Raw genomic sequence first — 18,779 nt, forward strand, 5'->3', positions numbered from 1 at the left:
CGGCTCCCCTCCAATTTTTAACCTGTCATCCAATGCGTATTGTCCCCGGGCCCACCTGCCCGGCGGGTTCTAAATGCCATTTCACCCTAAAATAGCTTGCATGACGCCGATACACATGTTGTTGTCATACCCATATGAACACGCAATTGAACGACCCGGAAATTGTACGTGGAACGCTTCTTGCCGCGATTATCGGGGACGCGCTCGGCACGCCGTTCGAAGGCCTGGGCAAGGCCCACCTGCACGCGGTATTCAGGGACCTCGATGGTTACACCGACCCGGAACCGGCCCTGAAGGGACATCTCGACCGCTGGCGCAAGCCCGGGCTCTACTCCTCCATTTCCCAGCTCATGCTCCTGTACGCGGGGGCCCTTACGGCCCGCAGGAGGGATCCCGTTTCCGCTTTTTCCGGACTCGTGCGCGCGGCACCCGCGGTGGAGGGAGGCATGTTCGGTCCCTTCAGGCACGCGGGCGCGGCCGAACGGGGAATGCTCGAACGCCTCATGTCCGCGGATACGGGGCACCGCATGCTCGACTCCCTTCCCTGCGCGCGTCCCGTTGCGGGGATCGTCCCCCTGGGTCTCTTTGCCGGGGAGGACGAACCCGTTCCCACCCTCGCACGCGCGGCCGCACTCTGGTCCCGCGAGCGATTCACCGCATCCGGCGCGATCATAGGCGCGTCGATTCTCCGCCGGGCTGTCCGGGACCGCGGGGAAGCGGGGGGCGGACTGCTCAAGGCGGCGGTCCTCGAAACCGGGATGGTTATTGCCGACCTTGATGAAAATTCTCCCGGGCTTTTCTCGCTCGGATTCAATCCGGATTCGCTCCTGGACGCGGCCCGCCTCTTCGAGGCGGCGCTTCGCGCTGCTTCCGCCGCGCGCGATATCGCCGCGGCGGAGACTGCGATAATCCGTATCGTAAACACGATCCTCAAGACACCGGTAACCCGCGCCACGGTGAATCACCCGCTGTGCGTCCTCCCCTTCGCCCTCGCCTATGCACGGTTTTTTTCGGACGCCCCCGTTACCGGCCTTCTTCACGCGGTCATGGAGGGCGGCTCGTGCGCGTCGCTGGCCGCCCTGGCCGCGGCGTACCTCGCGGCCGCACATGGGACCGGGTGGATACCGGAAGGAATTTTCGAGGGAATCATCAACAAGTCCCGGATCACCGCGCTCTGCGAGTCTCTCGCGCGCGGGCGTGTCGGCGAAACCGAACTTTCCGAATTCATCGCGGCCGAGGCGGGGCTTACGCGCAAGGAACTCCAGGAGCTTGGCGGCAGGACAAGGCATTTCTCCCCGAAAACGAAGAAACAGCTGACTCGCACACAGGCCGAGGAAAGGATCGCCCGGATTACCGTCGAGAGCTGGACAAAGGCCGACCGCGCGAAGTGGAAGAAAGACAAGAAGAATTACGACAAGCACCAGGAATGAGGGGTGGTTATTTCTCCGCGCCCGCGTCTATATAACGAAGCATGCGCTCCTTGAATTCTGCCGTGGTAAGCCAGCGCCCGCGCGCGTACCCTATGAGAACCTCCCTGCCCCCGCGGAGGGCGATTATCGCGCCCTCGCACTCGACAAGCTTTTTCCTGTGGGGTCCGCGCACTCCGGTGCATGCCCCCACCGAATAGATGTGCTCATCCGGCCTTACCTCGCCGGCGAAGATGACGGAAAAATCCACCGTTACCCCGCCCTGCCAGACGTGCATGAATCCGGCCCACCCCAGCGTTTCGTCGAGCATTGCGGCCAGGACCCCCGGATGCACCGCGTCTCCGTGCCGGTTCATCGTGTCGCAGCGCATGGGCCCCCCGGTCGCGCTGAAAAGGGAGGTCAGGTAGCCGCCGGTATCGGTCTCGCGGATTTCAAACACGCGGGTGCAGTTCTCCGGCTGGTGCCCTTCACAGAAAATAATCCTCTCGGAAAAAAAGGGTATGCTGAAGGAATTCCGCGACCGCACCGGCCGGCCCATCAGCGCATCGATTCTCGCCGCCGCCTCTTCGAATTCCCCCGGCGGTGAACGGTGAATTTTCCCCTCAAGATAGGCGCGCATGCAGAAATCCGGATGAACGCTCCCCCGGCAGGCGCCGTCGGCGATTTCCGCGGATATGGTCACCCGGCTGCCGATGCCGATAGGATCGCCCCCAAACCTGAAATCGGCCTTCCAGGGGCAGCGTGACATCCATCCGTCCAGGTGATCCGCGAGTTCCAGGAGCGCTATCATGCCCACCGCCCCGTGGGGAATGCCCGGCCAGCCCTCATGCCGGTACCCGATAATCACCGGCGCGGACGCCCCCGTGCCGGAGAGCGCGAGATTATCGAAAATATACCCGTCCTTCCCGCAGAAATAGCATGAATCGTGGCTTATCAAGGCGCGTGCCCGTTCCCCCATACCGAATTGCTTCAGTCTAGCCGGGCCTCGCGATTCCTGGCTATCAAAAAATCCGCTCCCGTGCGACGCCCCGGGCCCGTTAAACTCTTCCTTTTAAGGAAAAAAATATATTGACAATTCCCCACCCGTGACCTTTTTCAGAAACAATTGTTTAGATAAAATCAAAAGACATAGAGACACAAATCAATGAAATTCACAGAATTGAATCTGCACGAGAGCCTCCAGAGAGGCATAGACGATGTTGGCTTTACCGACTGCACCCCCGTCCAGGAGATGACATTCGTAAAGACCTTGCCGGGAACCGACGTCTATGTGCAATCCCAAACGGGTACGGGCAAAACCGCCGCGTTCCTGATCACCATCTTCCAGATGTTCCTCACCGGGCGTTATCCCCGCAACAAGGCCCTCGTGGTGGTCCCCACCCGGGAGCTCGCCATCCAGGTCGAGGAAGAGGCGAAGGTGCTCGGCAGGCATACCAGCTTCAAGTGCGGCAGCTTTTTCGGCGGCATGGGGTACGATAAACAGGAAAGGCTCCTCAACGCGGGCGACCTGAACCTCTACGTGGGTACGCCCGGCAGGCTTATCGATTTCACAAAATCGGGAATGCTGGACCTTAAGCAGTTTTCCATCCTCGTGATCGACGAGGCGGACCGGATGTTCGACATGGGCTTCATACCCGACATCCGCTACATCATCAAGAAAATGGTGCCCCCGACCGAGCGCCTCACGATGCTCTACAGCGCGACGCTCTCCTCCAGGGTGAAGCAGCTCGCCTGGGAATACATGAACGATCCCTTCGAGATCGAGATCCGTCCGGAACAGCTCACGGTCGACACGATCACCCAGGAGCTCTACCACGTATCCACCGAGGAAAAGTTCCGCCTCCTGCTCGGCATCTTAAAGAAGGAGGCCCCCAAGAGCGGGCTCATATTCACCAACACCAAGAAGATGGCGGAGATAATCTCACGCAGGCTCACCGCGAACGGGATCGAGAACGATTACATCTCGGGCGACCTTCCGCAAAAGAAGCGCCTGAAGATCATCGACGAGATGAAAGCCGGGAAGCAGGAGCTCCTGGTCGCCACCGACGTCGCGGCGAGGGGACTCCATATCGAGGAGCTCGACATGGTCATCAACTACGATCTCCCCGACGACTGCCAGAATTACGTGCACCGCATCGGCCGCACGGCCCGCGCGGGAAAAAGCGGCAGGGCCGTTTCCCTTGCCTGCGAACGTTATGTGTACAACCTCGAGGCGATCGAAACCTTCATCGGCTCGAAGATACCCACCGTGTGGGAGTTCGACCACCTCCTGGCCGAAGACGCCAGCCGCGAATTGCGGCACGACCACCGTTCCGCGGACCAGCGTCCCCGCGGTCGTTCATCACAGGGTCGTTCCGGCCAGGGCCGCTCCTCGCAGGGACGCTCGTCACAAAGCCGCTCCAGTCTCGAGCGACCGTCGCAAAGGCGCTCCTCCCAGAGCCGGTCGTCCCACGAATACGTGCCCCAGGATCGCGTCTCTTTCGAGAACCGGGACAGGGAAAAAATCGAGGGCGCCGAACAGCCGGCCGTACCGGTCGCCGTGAGCGCCGAATCCGGCGACAGGTCTTCCAAGCGCAAACGCCGCAGGAAGAAAAGGGGCAAGGGCGGCGAAGGGGCGCAGGGGCAGCAGGCCGTCGCGGCAACGCAGCAGGAAAGGCCCGATCGTTCCGAGCGGCATGACAGGAAAAAGCGGCCAGATGACAGGCGCGACCGCAAGCCGCGCACTGAAGAAAAACCGGCGAAGAGCACCTCGGCGGATGAAAGGCTGGAATATTACCGGCAGAAGTACGGTGACAATTTCAGCTACAAGAAGGGGGCTGAGCCCTCCTCCGGCAAGGCCGGAAAGAAGGGCGGGGTCCTTTCCAAGATCAAGTCCCTGTTTAAAAAATAGGTGCAGGGCCGGCCGCGAAGCGGCCGGCTTTCCGTCATTCGAGCTTGAACTGGCGGACGATATCGTTCAGGATTTCGGACTGGGACGTCAGCTCCTCGGAGGTCGCCGCGAGTTCTTCCGATCCGCTCGCGACGTGTTGCGTAATCCTGTTGATCTGGTCGATCGCCTTGATGATCTCGTTGCTGGAAAGGCTCTGCTCCTCCATCATCACCGAAATCTCCTCGGACATGCGGCTCACCGACAGCACGTCGTCTTTTACGCCCACGCTCATCGAGGTGAGATCCACGGAGGATTTCGCGATGCTTTCCATGAGTCCCGCGGTCTTCTTCACGTTACCGATAATCTCCCGCAGCGACGCCGCGGTCCGCTCCACGAGCGAGGACCCCGCGTCCACCTTCCCGCTCGTTTCGGCGATGAGGGTGTTGATCTCCTTCGAGCTGGCGGCGGTCTGGTCGGCAAGCTTGGATATCTCCTCGGCGACGACCGCGAACCCGCGCCCGTGCTCGCCCGCACGCGCCGCCTCGATCGAGGCGTTGAGCGAAAGCAGGTTGATCTTGTCGGATATTTCCGAAATGATCGTCACGATCTCCGTGATCTTTCGGGAGCTTTCGTTGATATCCTTCATGCTGTCCACGGTGTTTACCAGTATCTTCTCCCCTTCCATCGCGTAGCCGTGCGTCTCGTCCGCCATCCGGTTCGCGTCCTGGGCGTTCCTGTTGATCTCGACGATCGCGCCGGCGAGGTACTCCATGGATGTCTTGGTCAGGTCCGCCTTTTTCGCCTGCTGTTTCGCGTTGTCGGATACGGCATCGATAGTCGCCTTTATCTCCTCGAGCGCGCTCGAGGTTTCCTCGATGCTCGCCGCCTGGTCCTGGGCAACGTGCGCCAGGTCGGAGCTCGATCTGGTCATTTCCTGCGACGAGACACGCACCTGGTCCGCCGACGAATGAACCAATGAAATGATTTCCCTGAGCTTGTCGACAAAGCCGTTAAACAGCCCGGCGAGCCGGCCCACCTCGTCCTCCCGCTGAATATCGAGCTTCACCGTGAGATCACCCGCGCCCTCATTGATGCCCGTAAACGCGACAGCCATGCCGTCAAGAGGGGAGAGCGATCGTTTCACGATTAACCTGATAAGAACCAGGGCAACCACGAAGATCACGATGTTCAATATGATACTCAACACTATCGCGAAGAACTGTTCGGAAATAAATTTATCGACCGAGTACGCTATTTCGAACGCCCCGTGGATCTCGCCCTCCTTCCATCCCTCCATTGTCCCCCCGGTGGGGTCCTTCCCGTCGTCCCTGCCCCACAACTCCTTCGAGGTCTTCGGGTCGCCGTGGCACACGAGGCAATCCCTGGTGAGGCGGACGGCCCTGTAATATTTTATGGTCTTCTCACCGAAGAAATCTATCTGGAGGTGTTCCGTTTTATTTTCATCGGTCATCGTCTTCAGCACGTCCGCCTCCTGCGCGGTCGGGGTGTTTTCGGGATTGCGCGGATAGAATTTAGGCACGCGAAAAATGAAACCCAGCTCCGCCGCTTTTTTTCTCATGGTCATAATCGAGGAGAAGACGGGCACCGCGTAGACGAATTTCCCTTTGACGTCCTTCATGAGGCGTTCCCGGTCGAACACGCCGCGCCCCCAGTTGTCGGCCTGGTATTCGCGGACCGATTCGCCCATGATGCATATCGAGCGCGCCTTGTCCACGATCTCGGTTTCGCCCAGGGCGATGAGCCTTCCCCGCCACCAGATGTTCGTGACGGTCATGCTTATGAAAAAGATCGCGAGGACGCCGATAATGACCCGTCCCTTAATCGAGCGCACGTTCACGTATCGAGCCAGTCGTGACATCATTTCTGTTCTCCTCTACCCCGGATTGTTTTACTGATCCGCAGGGCTGCATTAGGGGCATGCCGGGCGGCGTAGATTGGTCGTGTGGAACGCGGGGTGCGCTTATTTCAGGGCGCCTTCATGCCGCAGGAGGAATTCCTTGATATGGACGCCCCCCGTGTAGTTGCCGATAATCCCCCCCGATTTGATCACACGGTGGCAGGGGATGAATATGGGAAAACTGTTTTTCGCCATCGTATTGCCCGCGAACCGGGCGCCGTTTTTCACACCCGCGCGCTCGGCGAGCCCGCCGTAGGTGACGGTCCTCCCGAAGGGTACTTTCTGAAGCTCATGGTATATCCGGACCTCCCCCTCCGTATAGGCGGACAGGTCGAGTTCCGGCGCCTTCGAGCTTTTCTTTGAAAAATAAGATTCAAGGAAGGCCAGTGCCGGCGCGATCCCCCCGCTTACCCGCTCCCTGTAGCGCAGCAATATCTCCCTCTCCTCGCGCTCCGTGGCGAACGTTGCGCACAAAAGCCTCCTGTCGTCGCCGAGCAGGTACAGGATTCCGGGCTGCAGCCTGAATGGATGGTAGCATACCGGCCCCCGGAGCGGGGAGGTGTTAATTGAGATTGCCATTGCATTCCTCCTCGCGGAGAATTTCCCGTGCGGCGGCCGCGTCGCGCTCGAGCTGCGCGACGAGCTCCTGGACGGAGGGAAAACGCTTCTCGTCCCTGAGCCGCTCGATAAACTCGATTTCCATTCCCTGCCCGTAGAGATCCCCCGAGAAATCGAACAGGTGGGCCTCCACCGTGCGGCCCGAGCCCGCGAACGTCGGGTTCGTCCCGATATTCAGCATGCCCCCGTGCATTGTGCCGCCCGCGAGCACCCTGACGGCATAGACCCCATCCTTGGGTATTACCTTGTCCGGGTCTCCGGGGAGCATGTTCGCGGTGGGGAATCCCAGGGTCCTTCCGCGTTCGGCGCCCTTCACCACCATGCCCGAAACCGTGTAACAGCGGCCCAGCAGCGAGGAGGCGAGTCTCACGTTGCCGTCCTCGATCTCCGTGCGGATCCACGTGGAAGAGACCGGCCGCGAATAGAAGCTTTTCGGCTCCACGCGGGTCACGCCGAAGCCGCGATGCTTGGAAACCTCGCGCAGGAAATCGATATTCCCCTCGCGGTTCCTTCCAAAGGCGTGGTCATACCCCACCACCATGTCGATCACGCCCAGTTTTTTCAGGACTATCTCGTTGAAAAATTCGGTTGCGCTCATCTGCGCCATCGCGGCGGTGAAGTCGAGCAGGATGATGTGGGGTATGCCGCAGGATTGAATGGCGCGCACCTTTTCCTCCGCCGTCGTAAGAATGCGCGGGGGCGTTTTGGGCGTGATTATTTTCCTGGGATGATCCGTGAAGGTGATGACGATGGGCTCCCCGCCCTTCTGGCGCGCGATGTTAAGCACCATGGAAAATATCCGCATGTGTCCCAGGTGCACGCCGTCAAAGCTCCCCAGCGTGACGACGGGATTTTTAAATAGCCCCTTTTCTTCCGGTATGCCGCGCAAGACGGTCACGGGCGTCCCCCCGCGATTTTTTCCTGGATGGCAAGCGCATCGGCGAGCACGAGGGCGGTCATCGATTCGATCACCGGGATCACCCTGGGCACGATACAGGGGTCGTGTCTCCCCTCGATAAGTATCGCGCGCTCCGCACCCCGCACGTCTACGGTGGACTGGGGACGCGCGATCGACGGTGTCGGCTTGATTGCGATCCGGGCTGTGATATCGGCCCCGCTAGAAATGCCCCCCAGGATCCCGCCCGCGTTGTTGGAGAGGAAACCCGTACCGTCCATGGGATCGTTGTTGGCGCTGCCGCGCTGTCGCGCCGCCGCGAATCCGGATCCGAACTCCACGCCCTTGACGGCGCCTATGGAAAAAAAAGCCGCCCCCAGCCGCGCGTCCAGCTTGAAAAACACGGGATCGCCCAGCCCCGCCGGCACGTTTTTCACGATCAGCTTCACGATGCCGCCCACCGAATCGTGTTCGCGGCGCGCCGTCATGACCGCCTCTTCCATCGCGCCGGCCCTCTCCGGGTCGGCCGCGCGCACGGGGTTTTTTTCGATGAACGAGAGATCTTCACGCGTTCCCTCGATCCCGGCGATCTCCTGGGCGAAGGCGAAAATTGCAATGCCGTGCTTCCTTACGATCGAGAGCGCCACCGCCCCCGCGGCGACCCTTCCCGCGGTCTCGCGGCCGGACGAGCGTCCGCCGCCGCGATGGTCGCGCATGCCGTACTTTTTCCAGAAGGTGAAATCGGCGTGCCCGGGGCGGAATACCTCGCGCAGCGCCTCGTACTTGGTCGAATCCTGGTCCCTGTTGTACACGACCAGGCACAGCGGAGTGCCGGTCGTCTTCCCCTCGAACACGCCCGAGAGAATGTGCACCGCGTCATCCTCGCTGCGGGGCGTGGTCACCGCGCTCTGTCCCGGGCGCCTGCGATCGAGCTCCGCCTGGATGTCGGCCGGTGAAACCGGGATGCCGGGTGGCAGGCCGTCCATGACGGCTCCCACCGCCGGCCCGTGGCTCTCCCCGAAGGTAGTCGTTCTGATAATCTCCCCGAAGGTGCTGGGCGAATGCATGCGGGCGCTCATGAGGGAGGAGAGTATTTCGGCGATCTCGCGGTGCGCGTCGCGTTCGTTCTCCGCCGTGACGGTAAAGGTCATATCAGAAAGGTGCTCCACCGATTCATAGAGCCGCGAAACGCGCGCCTCGAATTCCTGGAGGCCGTCGGCGCACGAAAGGAAGGGCGGGAGACCGGTCTTCTGCATCCTTTCCCATAGAAGGTGTATCGGCGCCTTGAGGAGAATCAGGATGGAGTCCTCGAGGAGCAGCCTCCTCGAGTCGGGGTCGGCCATGGTGCCGCCCCCGGTCGCGATCACGCACCAGTCCCGTCCCGCGAGCTCCCGGACGGTCCTGCGCTCCCATTCGCGAAACGCGGGCTCCCCTTCCCGCGCGCATATCTCGCGGCAGGTGCCGGGCTCGCCGGACTCACGCGCGCATATCTCCTCGAGGAGCGTATCGGTCTCCACGAAGCGCAGGCCGGTCAGTTCCGCGAGCTTCGCGCCGATCGTGCTCTTGCCGCTGCACTTGGGTCCTGTGATTACTATTCTCATGGAGGGGACGAACCTGATAAAATGTGGCTATCGGCCCCCGAAAAAGCAATAAAAAAATCTGCCGGATGCGGCATTCCCGGAGCGGATCAGCGCGTCGTCTTCTTTTTCACCGCGATCTGCATGTTCGATTTATTGATGATGACACCGTACCCGTAGTGAAACGGAAGGGGCGCGTTGTCGCGGGGATAGGCGGCGCGCATGTCGGGCTGTGGCAGCACCGTCGCGTTGGTGAGGGTATACGAGGGATCGTATATCCCGAGCAGGCGCACATCCCACACGGTCCTGTCGAAGAAGCGGTACGGAATTCCGGAGTCGTCCTGCACGATCATGAGGCTGCGGTCGAGCACCATCGCGCGGACCGCCCCGATCCAGTCGTAGTGCATGAAAAAGATCGCCGACTTAAGCATCGTCACGTAGGACCTGAACGAGCCCACGTACCTGCCCTCCGGGGATCCGCCCCGCGCGAACCCGTCGTCCAGCTTCGCACACAGGTACACCAGCGTGCGATGTTCCGTCTCGCCGGGGACGTTGAATGAAATCCGCACGCCCGAAGCCGCGGGCGCGTTATTTTTTTGCGCGGGCGCCGATTCGACCGTCCCCGTCGCGACGGGCCTTCCTTCATCGTCGAAGCCTATGCGCTCGACCCCGCACACCCGGAGCCCCAGGCGCGCCATGAATGCCATGATCACCGGGGCGACACCCGCCAGCTGCGTCCCGGTCATCGCGTTCTGCATGATATGGCTCATGAAATAGTTCATCATCCCGAACTCGGGGATCGCGGTCTGCATGGAGTACAGCAGGGACGCGATTCCCTGCCGGCCCATGGCCGCGAGCGCGGGCGCGTCGCCGGGGGGCTCGAGCGCCACCATCAGGTAGAAGGGCGCATCCGGGAACAGGCAGTACATGTTTATGAAGTCGGCGCCGCTGAGCGGGTAGAACACCATCTCCCGGTCATATGCAGCGGGCAGGTTGCCGGGCCGCCATGCCCGCACGGGGACGACGGTCAGCCGGGTTACGTTTTCCCAGAACCGGTCCATGTAGGCGACATGCCCTGCGTATACGGGGTCTTCCCTGAGTCTTATCCATGCCTCGTCCCCGGATTCCGCGGGCATGCCCGCGAGAAAGAGCGCGGTTTCGTGCAGGTCCGCCCTGCAGGGAACCCTCTTCTGGGCGACCCCGCCGCCCTGTGAACAGCCCTGCCCCAGCCCGGGCATGCCGCAGGCAATGATCAGGACGGGCAGCAGTAAAAGATATCTCTTCATCATGATCCGTGGTAACGGCATACTCATTATATTCGAAACGCCCGTCGAATGCAAGTCCCGGAATCCTGCGCCCACCAAGGGGCGGACCTGCATGGTTTCGCCCCGTCTTCACGAGGTATGCCAAAATATTTGTTGTAATAATAAAAATGAGGCCTGATAATCGTTTCCGCACACGCGCGCTTTCTCTTCCCGAGGAGAATTATGGCCAACCGGAACGGCAACCTGAGTTTTTACCCCGTCGCATTCTTTGCCTTATGCCTGTATCTGCTCGTGTCACCGCACGCTACCCTCCAGGCCGATTGCGTCGCGGGAGACTGCACCAACGGCAGGGGCACGTTCACGTGGAGTGACGGCACCTCCTACGAGGGGGGGTTTCTTAACAGCGCCCGTCACGGAACGGGAACCCAGCGATGGCCCGACGGCTCCACCTTCACGGGGGACTGGAAAAACAACCACATTTTCGGAAACGGCATCTTCAAGTATAAAAACGGCAGCGTCTACACGGGCTCGTGGAAGAACGACAGGCGCGAAGGCGAGGGAAGCTACACCCTGTCGGACGGCCGGGAATACAAGGGCGAATGGAAAAACGACGCGATGAACGGCCGGGGCTCCATGGTGTGGCCCAACGGCGAACACTATGAGGGCGAGTGGAAGGACAACCGGATGAACGGGAAGGGGAAATTCACCTTCGCGGACGGATCGACATACCAGGGGGACTGGCTGGACAGCAAGATGGACGGACAGGGCACCTATGCCTGGCTCAACGGTTCCAAGTACATCGGGGCCTTCAAGGCGAGCCGACGCGAAGGGAAAGGCATCCTGACCGGCCCGGAGGGCGACCGCTATGAGGGCATGTGGGAAAACGACAAACGCGTGGGCGAAGGCGCGGGGTCGTGGAAAGACGGGACGAAGTATACCGGGAAATGGGACAAGGACAAGCTGAACGGCAAGGGCACCATCACCTACCGCGACAGTACAACCTACACGGGTGAGTTCCTGGAAGGAATCCCCAACGGCAAGGGAAAAATCTCCTGGCCCGACAAGCGCGTGTACGAGGGCGAGTTCAGGAACAACCAGCTTCACGGTTTCGGGATAATGAAATTCCCGGACGGGCGCATCTACACCGGGTCATGGGAAAACGGCGAAATGCACGGCGCTGGCTCCATGCGCCATCCCAACGGCAAGGTTCAGCAGGGGAAATGGGAAAACGGGGAATTCAAGGGCGGTAAATAATATCTGCGCTCCCGAGAGGACTCGAACCTCTGACACATAGTTTAGGAAACTACTGCTCTATCCGCCTGAGCTACGGGAGCGGAAATTACGTCATCATGTTTTTTCTGCGCGAATTGACGATCCGCTGGAAGTCACGCAGGTTCTTCACTATGATCTTGTCCGTGAAGAGTTCAATCTTGCCGAGCTGGTTCATATGTGTCAATATTTTTTGCACATCCACGACCTGCATTCCGGCCCAGTTCGCGACTTCCTGCATATTCGCCTTCAGGGTAACCGCCTCCTGGATATCCAGGTGCGGGTCCTGCTCGGAAAGCATGCACATGACGTCCATGACCTTGAGCTGAGGCTCCTCGAGGAGGAGAATCATAAGCCGGCGCTTCGCGTCGTAGATTCGCTTTGAAAATATGATGAGCAGCTTGTAGGCAAGCTGGGGGTTCCCCTGGAGGAGCGCGTCGAAATTTTCCCGGCGGAACTTGAGGAGCTTCACGTGATCCATCGCGATCGCCGAGGCCGATCGGGGCTGTTCCTCGAGGATGGCCATCTCCCCGAATACATCGCCCACCTCGAGCACGTCCAGGGTCTTCTCCGTGTTGTTGATTATCTTTACGATCTTGACCCTGCCGTTCTGTATGAAATAAAACTCGTTGCCCGGCTCGTACTCGCAGAAGATGATCTCCCCCGGGGAATAATCCACTCCGAATTTTTCGAAGAGCTTGCTGTCAAGAAACATTGATTACTTCCCCTGCGCCTGAATTGTGGCGAGCCTCTTGGCGGCGAGCTTGTTCACGCCGTCCTTGGGATCCATGGCGACGACCTTGGTATAGTACGAGACGGATTTGTCCGGTTTCTTCATCGTCTCGTACGTGAGCCCGATATGGAAGAGCGCGTTTTTCACGTTCTCCGAATTCGGGAATTTCTTTATCATGTCCGAGAAGGCCACGAGGGCCTCGTTGAACTTGGCAAGCTTCAGGTAGCTCCGCCCGATCTCAAAATTAGCCTTTTCAAAAACCTTGCGCTCGGCCTCGTTCTTGAGGTTCTTCGTCGCGAGAATTTCCTGGTAGAGCTTGAGCGATTCCGCATAGCTTTCCTGGGAAAACAGGCTCATGGCTTCGTAGAACATCTCCGGGACATCCTTTTTCGGTTGCTCCGCCGGGGAGGCGGCCGCCGGCGAGGTGCCGAAGAAATCGTCGATCTCGCCCGAGAGCCCGGACGAAGAATCCATGTCCATATCGGCCATGGGCCCGTGGGGCTCGGCCGCGCGCGACGCCGGCTTGTCGTCGTCGATGCTGAAATCGGTCATGTCCATGGAATCATCGTGCGAGGGCGCCGGGGTCGAAGCCGTCGGTATCGGCCCCCCCGTGTCCCTTGTCGCCCCCGCACCGCCGGGACTTCCCGACTCGATGGCGCGGATGCGCTCCATTGCTTTTCCGGAATAATTTCCGTCCGGATAATACTCCATGTAGCGCTTGTAGGCATAGAGCGCCTGCTGGACCCTCCCCACCTCGAAATAGTATTCGCCGATCCGGAAAAGCTCCTCGGCGGGATTCACGTTGTCTTTCTGGTCGAGCACCTCGCGCTGCATCTTGCCGATCCGCCTGAGCTGGTTCGAGAAGATGCGGAGCATCTTGCGGACCACGTTCACGTTCTGGATCACCAGGCGCTCGAAATCGGCCAGGGGCAGCACCAAGAGCACCGTCTCGCCGATGGTCTGTGCGGTCTCTTCCCGCGGATATTTGCCCAGCGAGGATTTTACCCCGAAGAACTCGCCCGGCTTGATCTCCTCCTTCACCTCTTCGCCGGTGTCGACCTTGCGCGAGGTGAGGAGCACGCGCCCGCCCTTGAGCACGTATATGTATTCGCTCTTGTCGTTTTCGAAATACACCACCGAGCCGTGTTTGTATCGGCGCGTGACAATGCTGGTAGACTGACTCATTGGGCCGTTTGACATCGCTTCTTCCCCGATTCCTGTTATACCCGGAATTCGACCGGCATAAAGGGAAATTCTTTCTTAAAGCCCACCGCCTTCGAAATGCGCCTGAGCATCCCTACGAGATCGCCGATAATGATCTTTTCCTCGCCGTCCATCACGATATGCTGGTAGGTCACCTTGAGCGCATCGAAGAGGTATGCATAACGGGCGTCCCCGTACACGGGCCTGCCGTCGATCACCACGAGCAGAACATCCTTAAGCCCCGCCGAGACTACCGAATCATACGCGTTCTTCCTGGTATTTCTGAACAGCGCGAGATCCGCAACGTTGCCGGATTTGACGTGGCCGTTTTTTTTCAGGTAAAAAGCCTTTGCCGGATTCGCGGTGACCATGCGGACGATCGTTTCTTCGGGAAGATCCTTTCCGTATGTTTTCTTGAAATAGGTCCGATCGAATTTCATCTCGTAAAGGATATTTTCTCCACCCGACATGGGGGAATCGGTGCCGATACACACGTTCACCCCGACATCCAGCATTCTTTTCACGTTCGCGGTCGTGTTGAACATGAAAACATTGGAATCGGCGCACCACACGACCGATGCGCCCCGTTGTTTTATGACCTTTATGTCTTCCTCATTGAAAGCGATTCCATGAACCAGAACAGAGTGGTCCCCAAGCCCCCCTTTGCGGTCCAGGGTCTTCAGATCCTGCTTCGTCTCGGCGTCGAAGCCTTCCGCGATGTGGGTGATGAAGGGGATGTCTTCCTTGAGCGCCTTCCGGTACTCGACGTCTATCTCACCGCCCCATGCGAGCGCGAAGGACGCGATGGAGTGGGAAAGCGAATAGTTCCTTATGGCCTTCGTGGGCAGTATGTCAAGGTAAGGCTCGTTCACGAAGTGAGGTATATGGTCCGATACGGTGGTGACGGCCGATACGAGGTTGCGGTATGCGCCCAGCAGGTAGAGGTCCCTGTTTTCGATCTGCTGGCGCTCCTGGTACACCGGCGCGCTTTTTAAATCATTGTCCCAGGGAAGCCAGTTTTCATAGGGGCCGAATCCGACCTTTGGATAGTAAGTACCAAGAAGATGATCATGAGAATTTATAAGCCCGGGGGTTAAAACCGCATCCTCGGCGGTGATCGCCAGTGAAGGCCGCGGCTTTTCCCTGGATACCCGCTCGATCCTGGAATCTTTTATCTCCACGGAGCTCCCCTTCAGTTCTTCCTCGGGGGTAAGAATGACAGCTCCCTGAATTCCCCACTCTTTCATCGGCAAACCTTCCGTATATGCCGCACAATCCCCTTAGTCCCGTTCAAAGCCTGCACGGGAGCGCCTGGAATGGCGTAAACATCACATTTTGAACAGCCTATTTATACTATTAGAACAAAATCTCAACGTCAAGTAAAAATGCTCCCCCCGGATACAGCGACCACGGGCATGCTCCCGGTTCCGTGGCAGTGAGCCGGCTTTATTATTGTATCGGTATCGATCCTCTGTTGAAGGAACTATTTTTCGCGGGGGGAACGGCCCGACGCGTGCCGGTCATGCCCGTGCCGCGTGGTTGGAAATACTTGTTCCGCCTCTGGCCCGGTTTCAATCCGGTATCGGTTTCTCCGTACGCCCGGTCGCCTCGTCGAGCAAGCTGATCGCATCCTGAAGAACATAGGGTTTCATCATGACGCCGTCGAATCCGTAACCCTTGTAACCGGCCATTACCGGATCGTTCGAATAGCCGCTGGAAACGATGATGAAGGCCGCGGGGTCCAGTTCACGTATCCTGGCCAGGCATTCAACTCCCCCTATTCCCCCGGGCACGACGAGGTCCATGATAACCGCATGGTACGGATCCCCTCCCTCCATCGCATCCGCGTACATAGCGGCCGCCTCGGCGCCGTCACGTGCCCCGTCCACCCTGTAGCCGAAATATGAGAGCATGTTGATCGCCACGTCTCTCACCGCCTTCTCATCGTCCATTACGAGAACGCGGCCGTTGCGCTTCTCGGCCGGGGCATCGCTGCGCCGGTGATTCCGCTCCTCTCCGTCCGACGCATGCAGGTAAATATGAAACGCGGTGCCCCGGCGTTCTTCCGACTCGACGTCGATATAACCGCCATGCCGCTTAATTATCGAATAACTGCTCGCAAGTCCCAGTCCGCTTCCATGCTCCTTGGTGGTGAAATAGGGGTCGAATATCCGTCCCAGGAATTTTCTCGGAATGCCGACGCCATTGTCCCTGATGGATATCCGCACATATCTCCCTTGTTTCAGGGGCAGCCCGAAAACTTCACCCAGGTTGTGTGCGCGAACGGAGATGGTGCCCCCGCCCGGCATGGCCTGCATCGCGTTTATCAGTATGTTATTGAGCACCTGGCTTACCTGGTCGATATCAATGTCCACGGGCCAGAGCCCGTTTTCAAAATCGAACTCGCACCTGACCGGCGAGCCGGTAAGGATGAATTCCGCGCTTTCCCTCAGGAGCTCGCCGATCGACGCGGTTTTCTTGACCGGTGCCCCGCCCTTTGAGAAGGTGAGCAGTTGCCTGGTAAGATTGGCCGCGCGCAGGCAGGCCTGCTCGATCTTCTCCATGAATCCATGGAAATCCGGGTTGTCCCTGATCGTGAGTTTCGCCAGGCCCAGGTTCCCTATTATCGCGGTAAGCAGGTTGTTGAAATCATGCGCGATCCCGCCCGCAAGCACGCCGAGCGACTCTATCTTGCTCATCTTGATGAGTTCCTTTTCGAGCTTGATCTTCTCGGTGATGTCCCGTATCGCGATGACGGTTCCTCCCGGGCGGTCCCCGCTGCCGGCGACCGGCGCGCCGCTCACCTCGACGATACGTTCGCGGCCGTCCGGGGCGGTCATCACTATCGGCAGATCCGCGAGATCCTGGAGCGCCCCGGCCCCCACGCGGCCAAACAACCCGGCAAGCTCCTGCCCGGATTTCAGATCTTGAAGCGAAAAAAGGTCGGCTAAATTTTTCGCGCCGGCTTCTTCGACGGTGTGCCCGGTGAGCCTCTCAGCCGAAGGGTTCATCAGGAGCACGCCCCCCTCGATGTCAATGGTTATCACGGCATCGCCGATCGCGCGAAGCGTGGCCGCTATTCTCTCCTTCTCGCGCGTCAGGTTCTCATTCATCGCGAGAAGCTCATTGTGGGCGGAGAGAAGCCGCTTGTTCAAGGCTTCAAGCCTGCCATACTGGACCTGAATTTCCCGGAACTGCATCAGGATCGTGTCCTCCGCGCGCTTCATCTGTGAAATATTGGTTATAATCGAGATTGCGCCCACGCCTTCATCAATGGTGATCCGGGAGGCAGCGATGATCACGTCGATGATTTCGTTTCTCTTCGTGAGCATCTGCGCCTCGTACTGCGACGGCGCCTCCAGCCCCGCGAGCCTGTTGTTATAATACGAGAACACCATCTCCCGTCCCTTGGGCGTTTCCGGGAGAAGGTCGGCAAGCGTAAGCCGGCTGAATTCACGCTCATCATATCCGAGCATGCGAACCAGCGACGCGTTGGCGTAGACCGGTTTCACGCCCATGAGCAGCATTATCCCGTCGTGGGCGTTTTCCACGAGCAGGCGATACCTCTCCTCGGATTCCCGGAGCCGACGGAGCGCCTTCATTTTTTCAGCGCGGTAGGTGTTCATCTTGTCGGCGATCCCGAACGAGAAGAGGAGCATGGTGATGGACGACCCCACCTGGTATCCCCAGGTGGTCAGGAACATCTCGGGCACAAGCGCGTAGGACTTCAAAACAAGCAGCAGGATACCCAGTATGAAACTCAACCAGGCGAGCACGTAAAAATAGGCCTCCCGCATTTTGAGCATGAGGCTGCGCACACCCAGGAGCGTCATCATCGCGACGGTGATCCCCGCGACAATTGCCGAAAGCTGGGTCATGTAGTAATAATCGACCCACAGCGACGAAACGGAGATACCCAACAGGATATGCGCCCAGATCAGGCAAACGCGATAGATGCGGGGCGAATGTTCCGATACATTGAGGAAGGCACAGGTGAACTGCAGCCCGAAGAGTATCGTTAAAAACGAAAACAGCGGGTGACTGATATTGCTCCAGCGCGGGGAATCCGGCCAGAGGTACTGTGAGGCGAGCCCGCTGTGCACGAGCGATACGATTGCAAGAGACAGGATGAAGAACAACAGGTAGGCATAGCTCTTCTCTTTCATCGTCACGAAAATGAAAAGGTGATAGAACGCAAGCGCGAGCATGATTCCGTAATAAACCCCGAGAAGGGGCAGCTCGTACCGCCGCATCGATTCGAATTTTTCCGGCGCCCAGGCGACCATTGACGCGGAGATTGACCCCCGGGACTGCATGCACAGGTAATACGTGCTTACGCCCGGCGGAACGCTCAGCCTGAATACCTGGTTCCGGTAGTTCAGGTCCCTGTTCGAGAACGGCAGGTGGTCGCCCCGCCTGACCGCGGAGTATCCGTGCGGGGATGGAATATAAAAATCCAGGGAGTCGATAAGGGGGTATTCATGTTCGATAAATATCTCCGCCGGGGCGGGCGTACTATTTTCAATGGAGAACCGGATCCACACCGCGTCCCTGGTGTAACCGAAGGCCGGCCGGCCGAAAGGGGTGGGGGAAAAATTAGCGCTAAAGGCATGCGTCGACGCCTGTTCGATGGAGAGGGAATGGGGTGCATCCTTGTAGTATTCGATGTGCGAATCCAGCCTTGCGGTCGAAAAGCCGGCATCCAGCGTAAGCGGGTCGGCCGGGTATACCGGTTCCGGGTACCCCCATGCAGCTATCACTAAAAATACTCCAAGGCCTGTTCCGCGCAGAAAGTTCCGCATTCCCCACCATATACCCGCGGTCGCTAGTAAAACCGTCCCCGCCGGGCCTGTCAATGAAAAACCGCATCCGTGCGTTCCGGGAATTTTGGTTGACGCTGAAGGGGAAGGTGCTACTATGGGCTTACAAGGCGGGGCTGTAGCTCAGTTGGGAGAGCGCTTGAATCGCACTCAAGAGGTCGACGGTTCGATTCCGTTCAGCTCCA

Annotated in this window: 13 protein-coding genes and 2 tRNA genes; 4 read left to right on the forward strand and 11 right to left on the reverse strand. The window is 59.2% G+C overall.

Annotation, left to right across the window (positions count from 1 at the left end; genetic code table 11):
* Nucleotides 1-134: 134 nt before the first annotated feature.
* Nucleotides 135-1,430, forward strand: a complete 1,296-nt coding sequence (locus EPN93_12905; GenBank protein TAL33928.1) for an ADP-ribosylglycohydrolase family protein — start codon at nt 135-137, stop codon at nt 1,428-1,430.
* A 7-nt stretch (nt 1,431-1,437) separates the two neighbouring features.
* Here the strand turns inward: EPN93_12905 and EPN93_12910 are convergent, their stop codons facing one another.
* A complete protein-coding gene (locus EPN93_12910; protein ID TAL33929.1) occupies nt 1,438-2,385 on the reverse strand; it encodes a hypothetical protein in 948 nt (315 codons plus the stop codon).
* Nucleotides 2,386-2,571: 186 nt separating this feature from the next.
* On the opposite strand from EPN93_12910, the gene EPN93_12915 reads away from it, so the two are divergent.
* The gene (locus tag EPN93_12915) at nt 2,572-4,317 is read left to right on the forward strand and encodes a DEAD/DEAH box helicase (protein ID TAL33930.1); all 1,746 of its coding nucleotides are present in this window, start codon (nt 2,572-2,574) and stop codon (nt 4,315-4,317) included.
* A 34-nt stretch (nt 4,318-4,351) separates the two neighbouring features.
* Here EPN93_12915 and EPN93_12920 read toward each other — a convergent pair whose 3' ends face one another.
* From EPN93_12920 to EPN93_12940, 5 genes are all read right to left on the reverse strand, one after another.
* Nucleotides 4,352-6,178 (reverse strand): methyl-accepting chemotaxis protein, encoded by a 1,827-nt coding sequence (locus EPN93_12920; protein TAL33931.1) that lies wholly within the window; start codon nt 6,176-6,178, stop codon nt 4,352-4,354.
* A 99-nt stretch (nt 6,179-6,277) separates the two neighbouring features.
* On the reverse strand, nt 6,278-6,793 hold the full coding sequence (locus EPN93_12925; protein TAL33932.1) for an MGMT family protein: 516 nt from the start codon (nt 6,791-6,793) through the stop codon (nt 6,278-6,280).
* Nucleotides 6,777-7,721 carry a bifunctional riboflavin kinase/FAD synthetase gene (locus tag EPN93_12930; GenBank protein TAL33969.1) on the reverse strand — a complete coding sequence of 315 codons (945 nt, stop codon included), beginning with the start codon at nt 7,719-7,721 and terminating at the stop codon, nt 6,777-6,779. The genes EPN93_12925 and EPN93_12930 overlap by 17 nt, the downstream gene beginning before the upstream one ends.
* A gap of 5 nt (nt 7,722-7,726) precedes the next feature.
* Nucleotides 7,727-9,328, reverse strand: coding sequence for a chorismate synthase (locus EPN93_12935; protein TAL33933.1), 1,602 nt, complete (start codon nt 9,326-9,328; stop codon nt 7,727-7,729).
* Nucleotides 9,329-9,414: 86 nt separating this feature from the next.
* Entirely contained in the window at nt 9,415-10,593 is a 1,179-nt protein-coding gene (locus EPN93_12940) for a hypothetical protein (protein TAL33934.1), read from the reverse strand.
* Between the two features lie 198 nt (nt 10,594-10,791).
* Here EPN93_12940 and EPN93_12945 point away from each other — a divergent pair, with 198 nt between their 5' ends.
* On the forward strand, nt 10,792-11,823 hold the full coding sequence (locus EPN93_12945) for a hypothetical protein (protein ID TAL33935.1): 1,032 nt from the start codon (nt 10,792-10,794) through the stop codon (nt 11,821-11,823).
* Nucleotides 11,824-11,829: 6 nt separating this feature from the next.
* Here the strand turns inward: EPN93_12945 and EPN93_12950 are convergent.
* The 5 genes from EPN93_12950 to EPN93_12970 form a co-directional block, all read right to left on the reverse strand.
* Nucleotides 11,830-11,903, reverse strand: a tRNA-Arg gene (locus tag EPN93_12950).
* 5 nt (nt 11,904-11,908) lie between these two features.
* Entirely contained in the window at nt 11,909-12,553 is a 645-nt protein-coding gene (locus tag EPN93_12955) for a Crp/Fnr family transcriptional regulator (GenBank protein ID TAL33936.1), read from the reverse strand.
* Between the two features lie 3 nt (nt 12,554-12,556).
* Nucleotides 12,557-13,771 (reverse strand): cyclic nucleotide-binding domain-containing protein, encoded by a 1,215-nt coding sequence (locus EPN93_12960; GenBank protein TAL33937.1) that lies wholly within the window; start codon nt 13,769-13,771, stop codon nt 12,557-12,559.
* 20 nt (nt 13,772-13,791) lie between these two features.
* Complete coding sequence (locus EPN93_12965; GenBank protein ID TAL33938.1) at nt 13,792-15,021, reverse strand: hydrolase; 1,230 nt, start codon at nt 15,019-15,021, stop codon at nt 13,792-13,794.
* 324 nt (nt 15,022-15,345) lie between these two features.
* Nucleotides 15,346-18,576 carry a PAS domain S-box protein gene (locus EPN93_12970; GenBank protein ID TAL33939.1) on the reverse strand — a complete coding sequence of 1,077 codons (3,231 nt, stop codon included), beginning with the start codon at nt 18,574-18,576 and terminating at the stop codon, nt 15,346-15,348.
* A 130-nt stretch (nt 18,577-18,706) separates the two neighbouring features.
* Here EPN93_12970 and EPN93_12975 point away from each other — a divergent pair.
* Nucleotides 18,707-18,779: transfer RNA gene (locus EPN93_12975), tRNA-Ala, on the forward strand.

The sequence above is a fragment of the Spirochaetota bacterium genome, assembly GCA_004297825.1.
Classification (GTDB): Bacteria; Spirochaetota; UBA4802; order UBA4802; family UBA5368; genus FW300-bin19.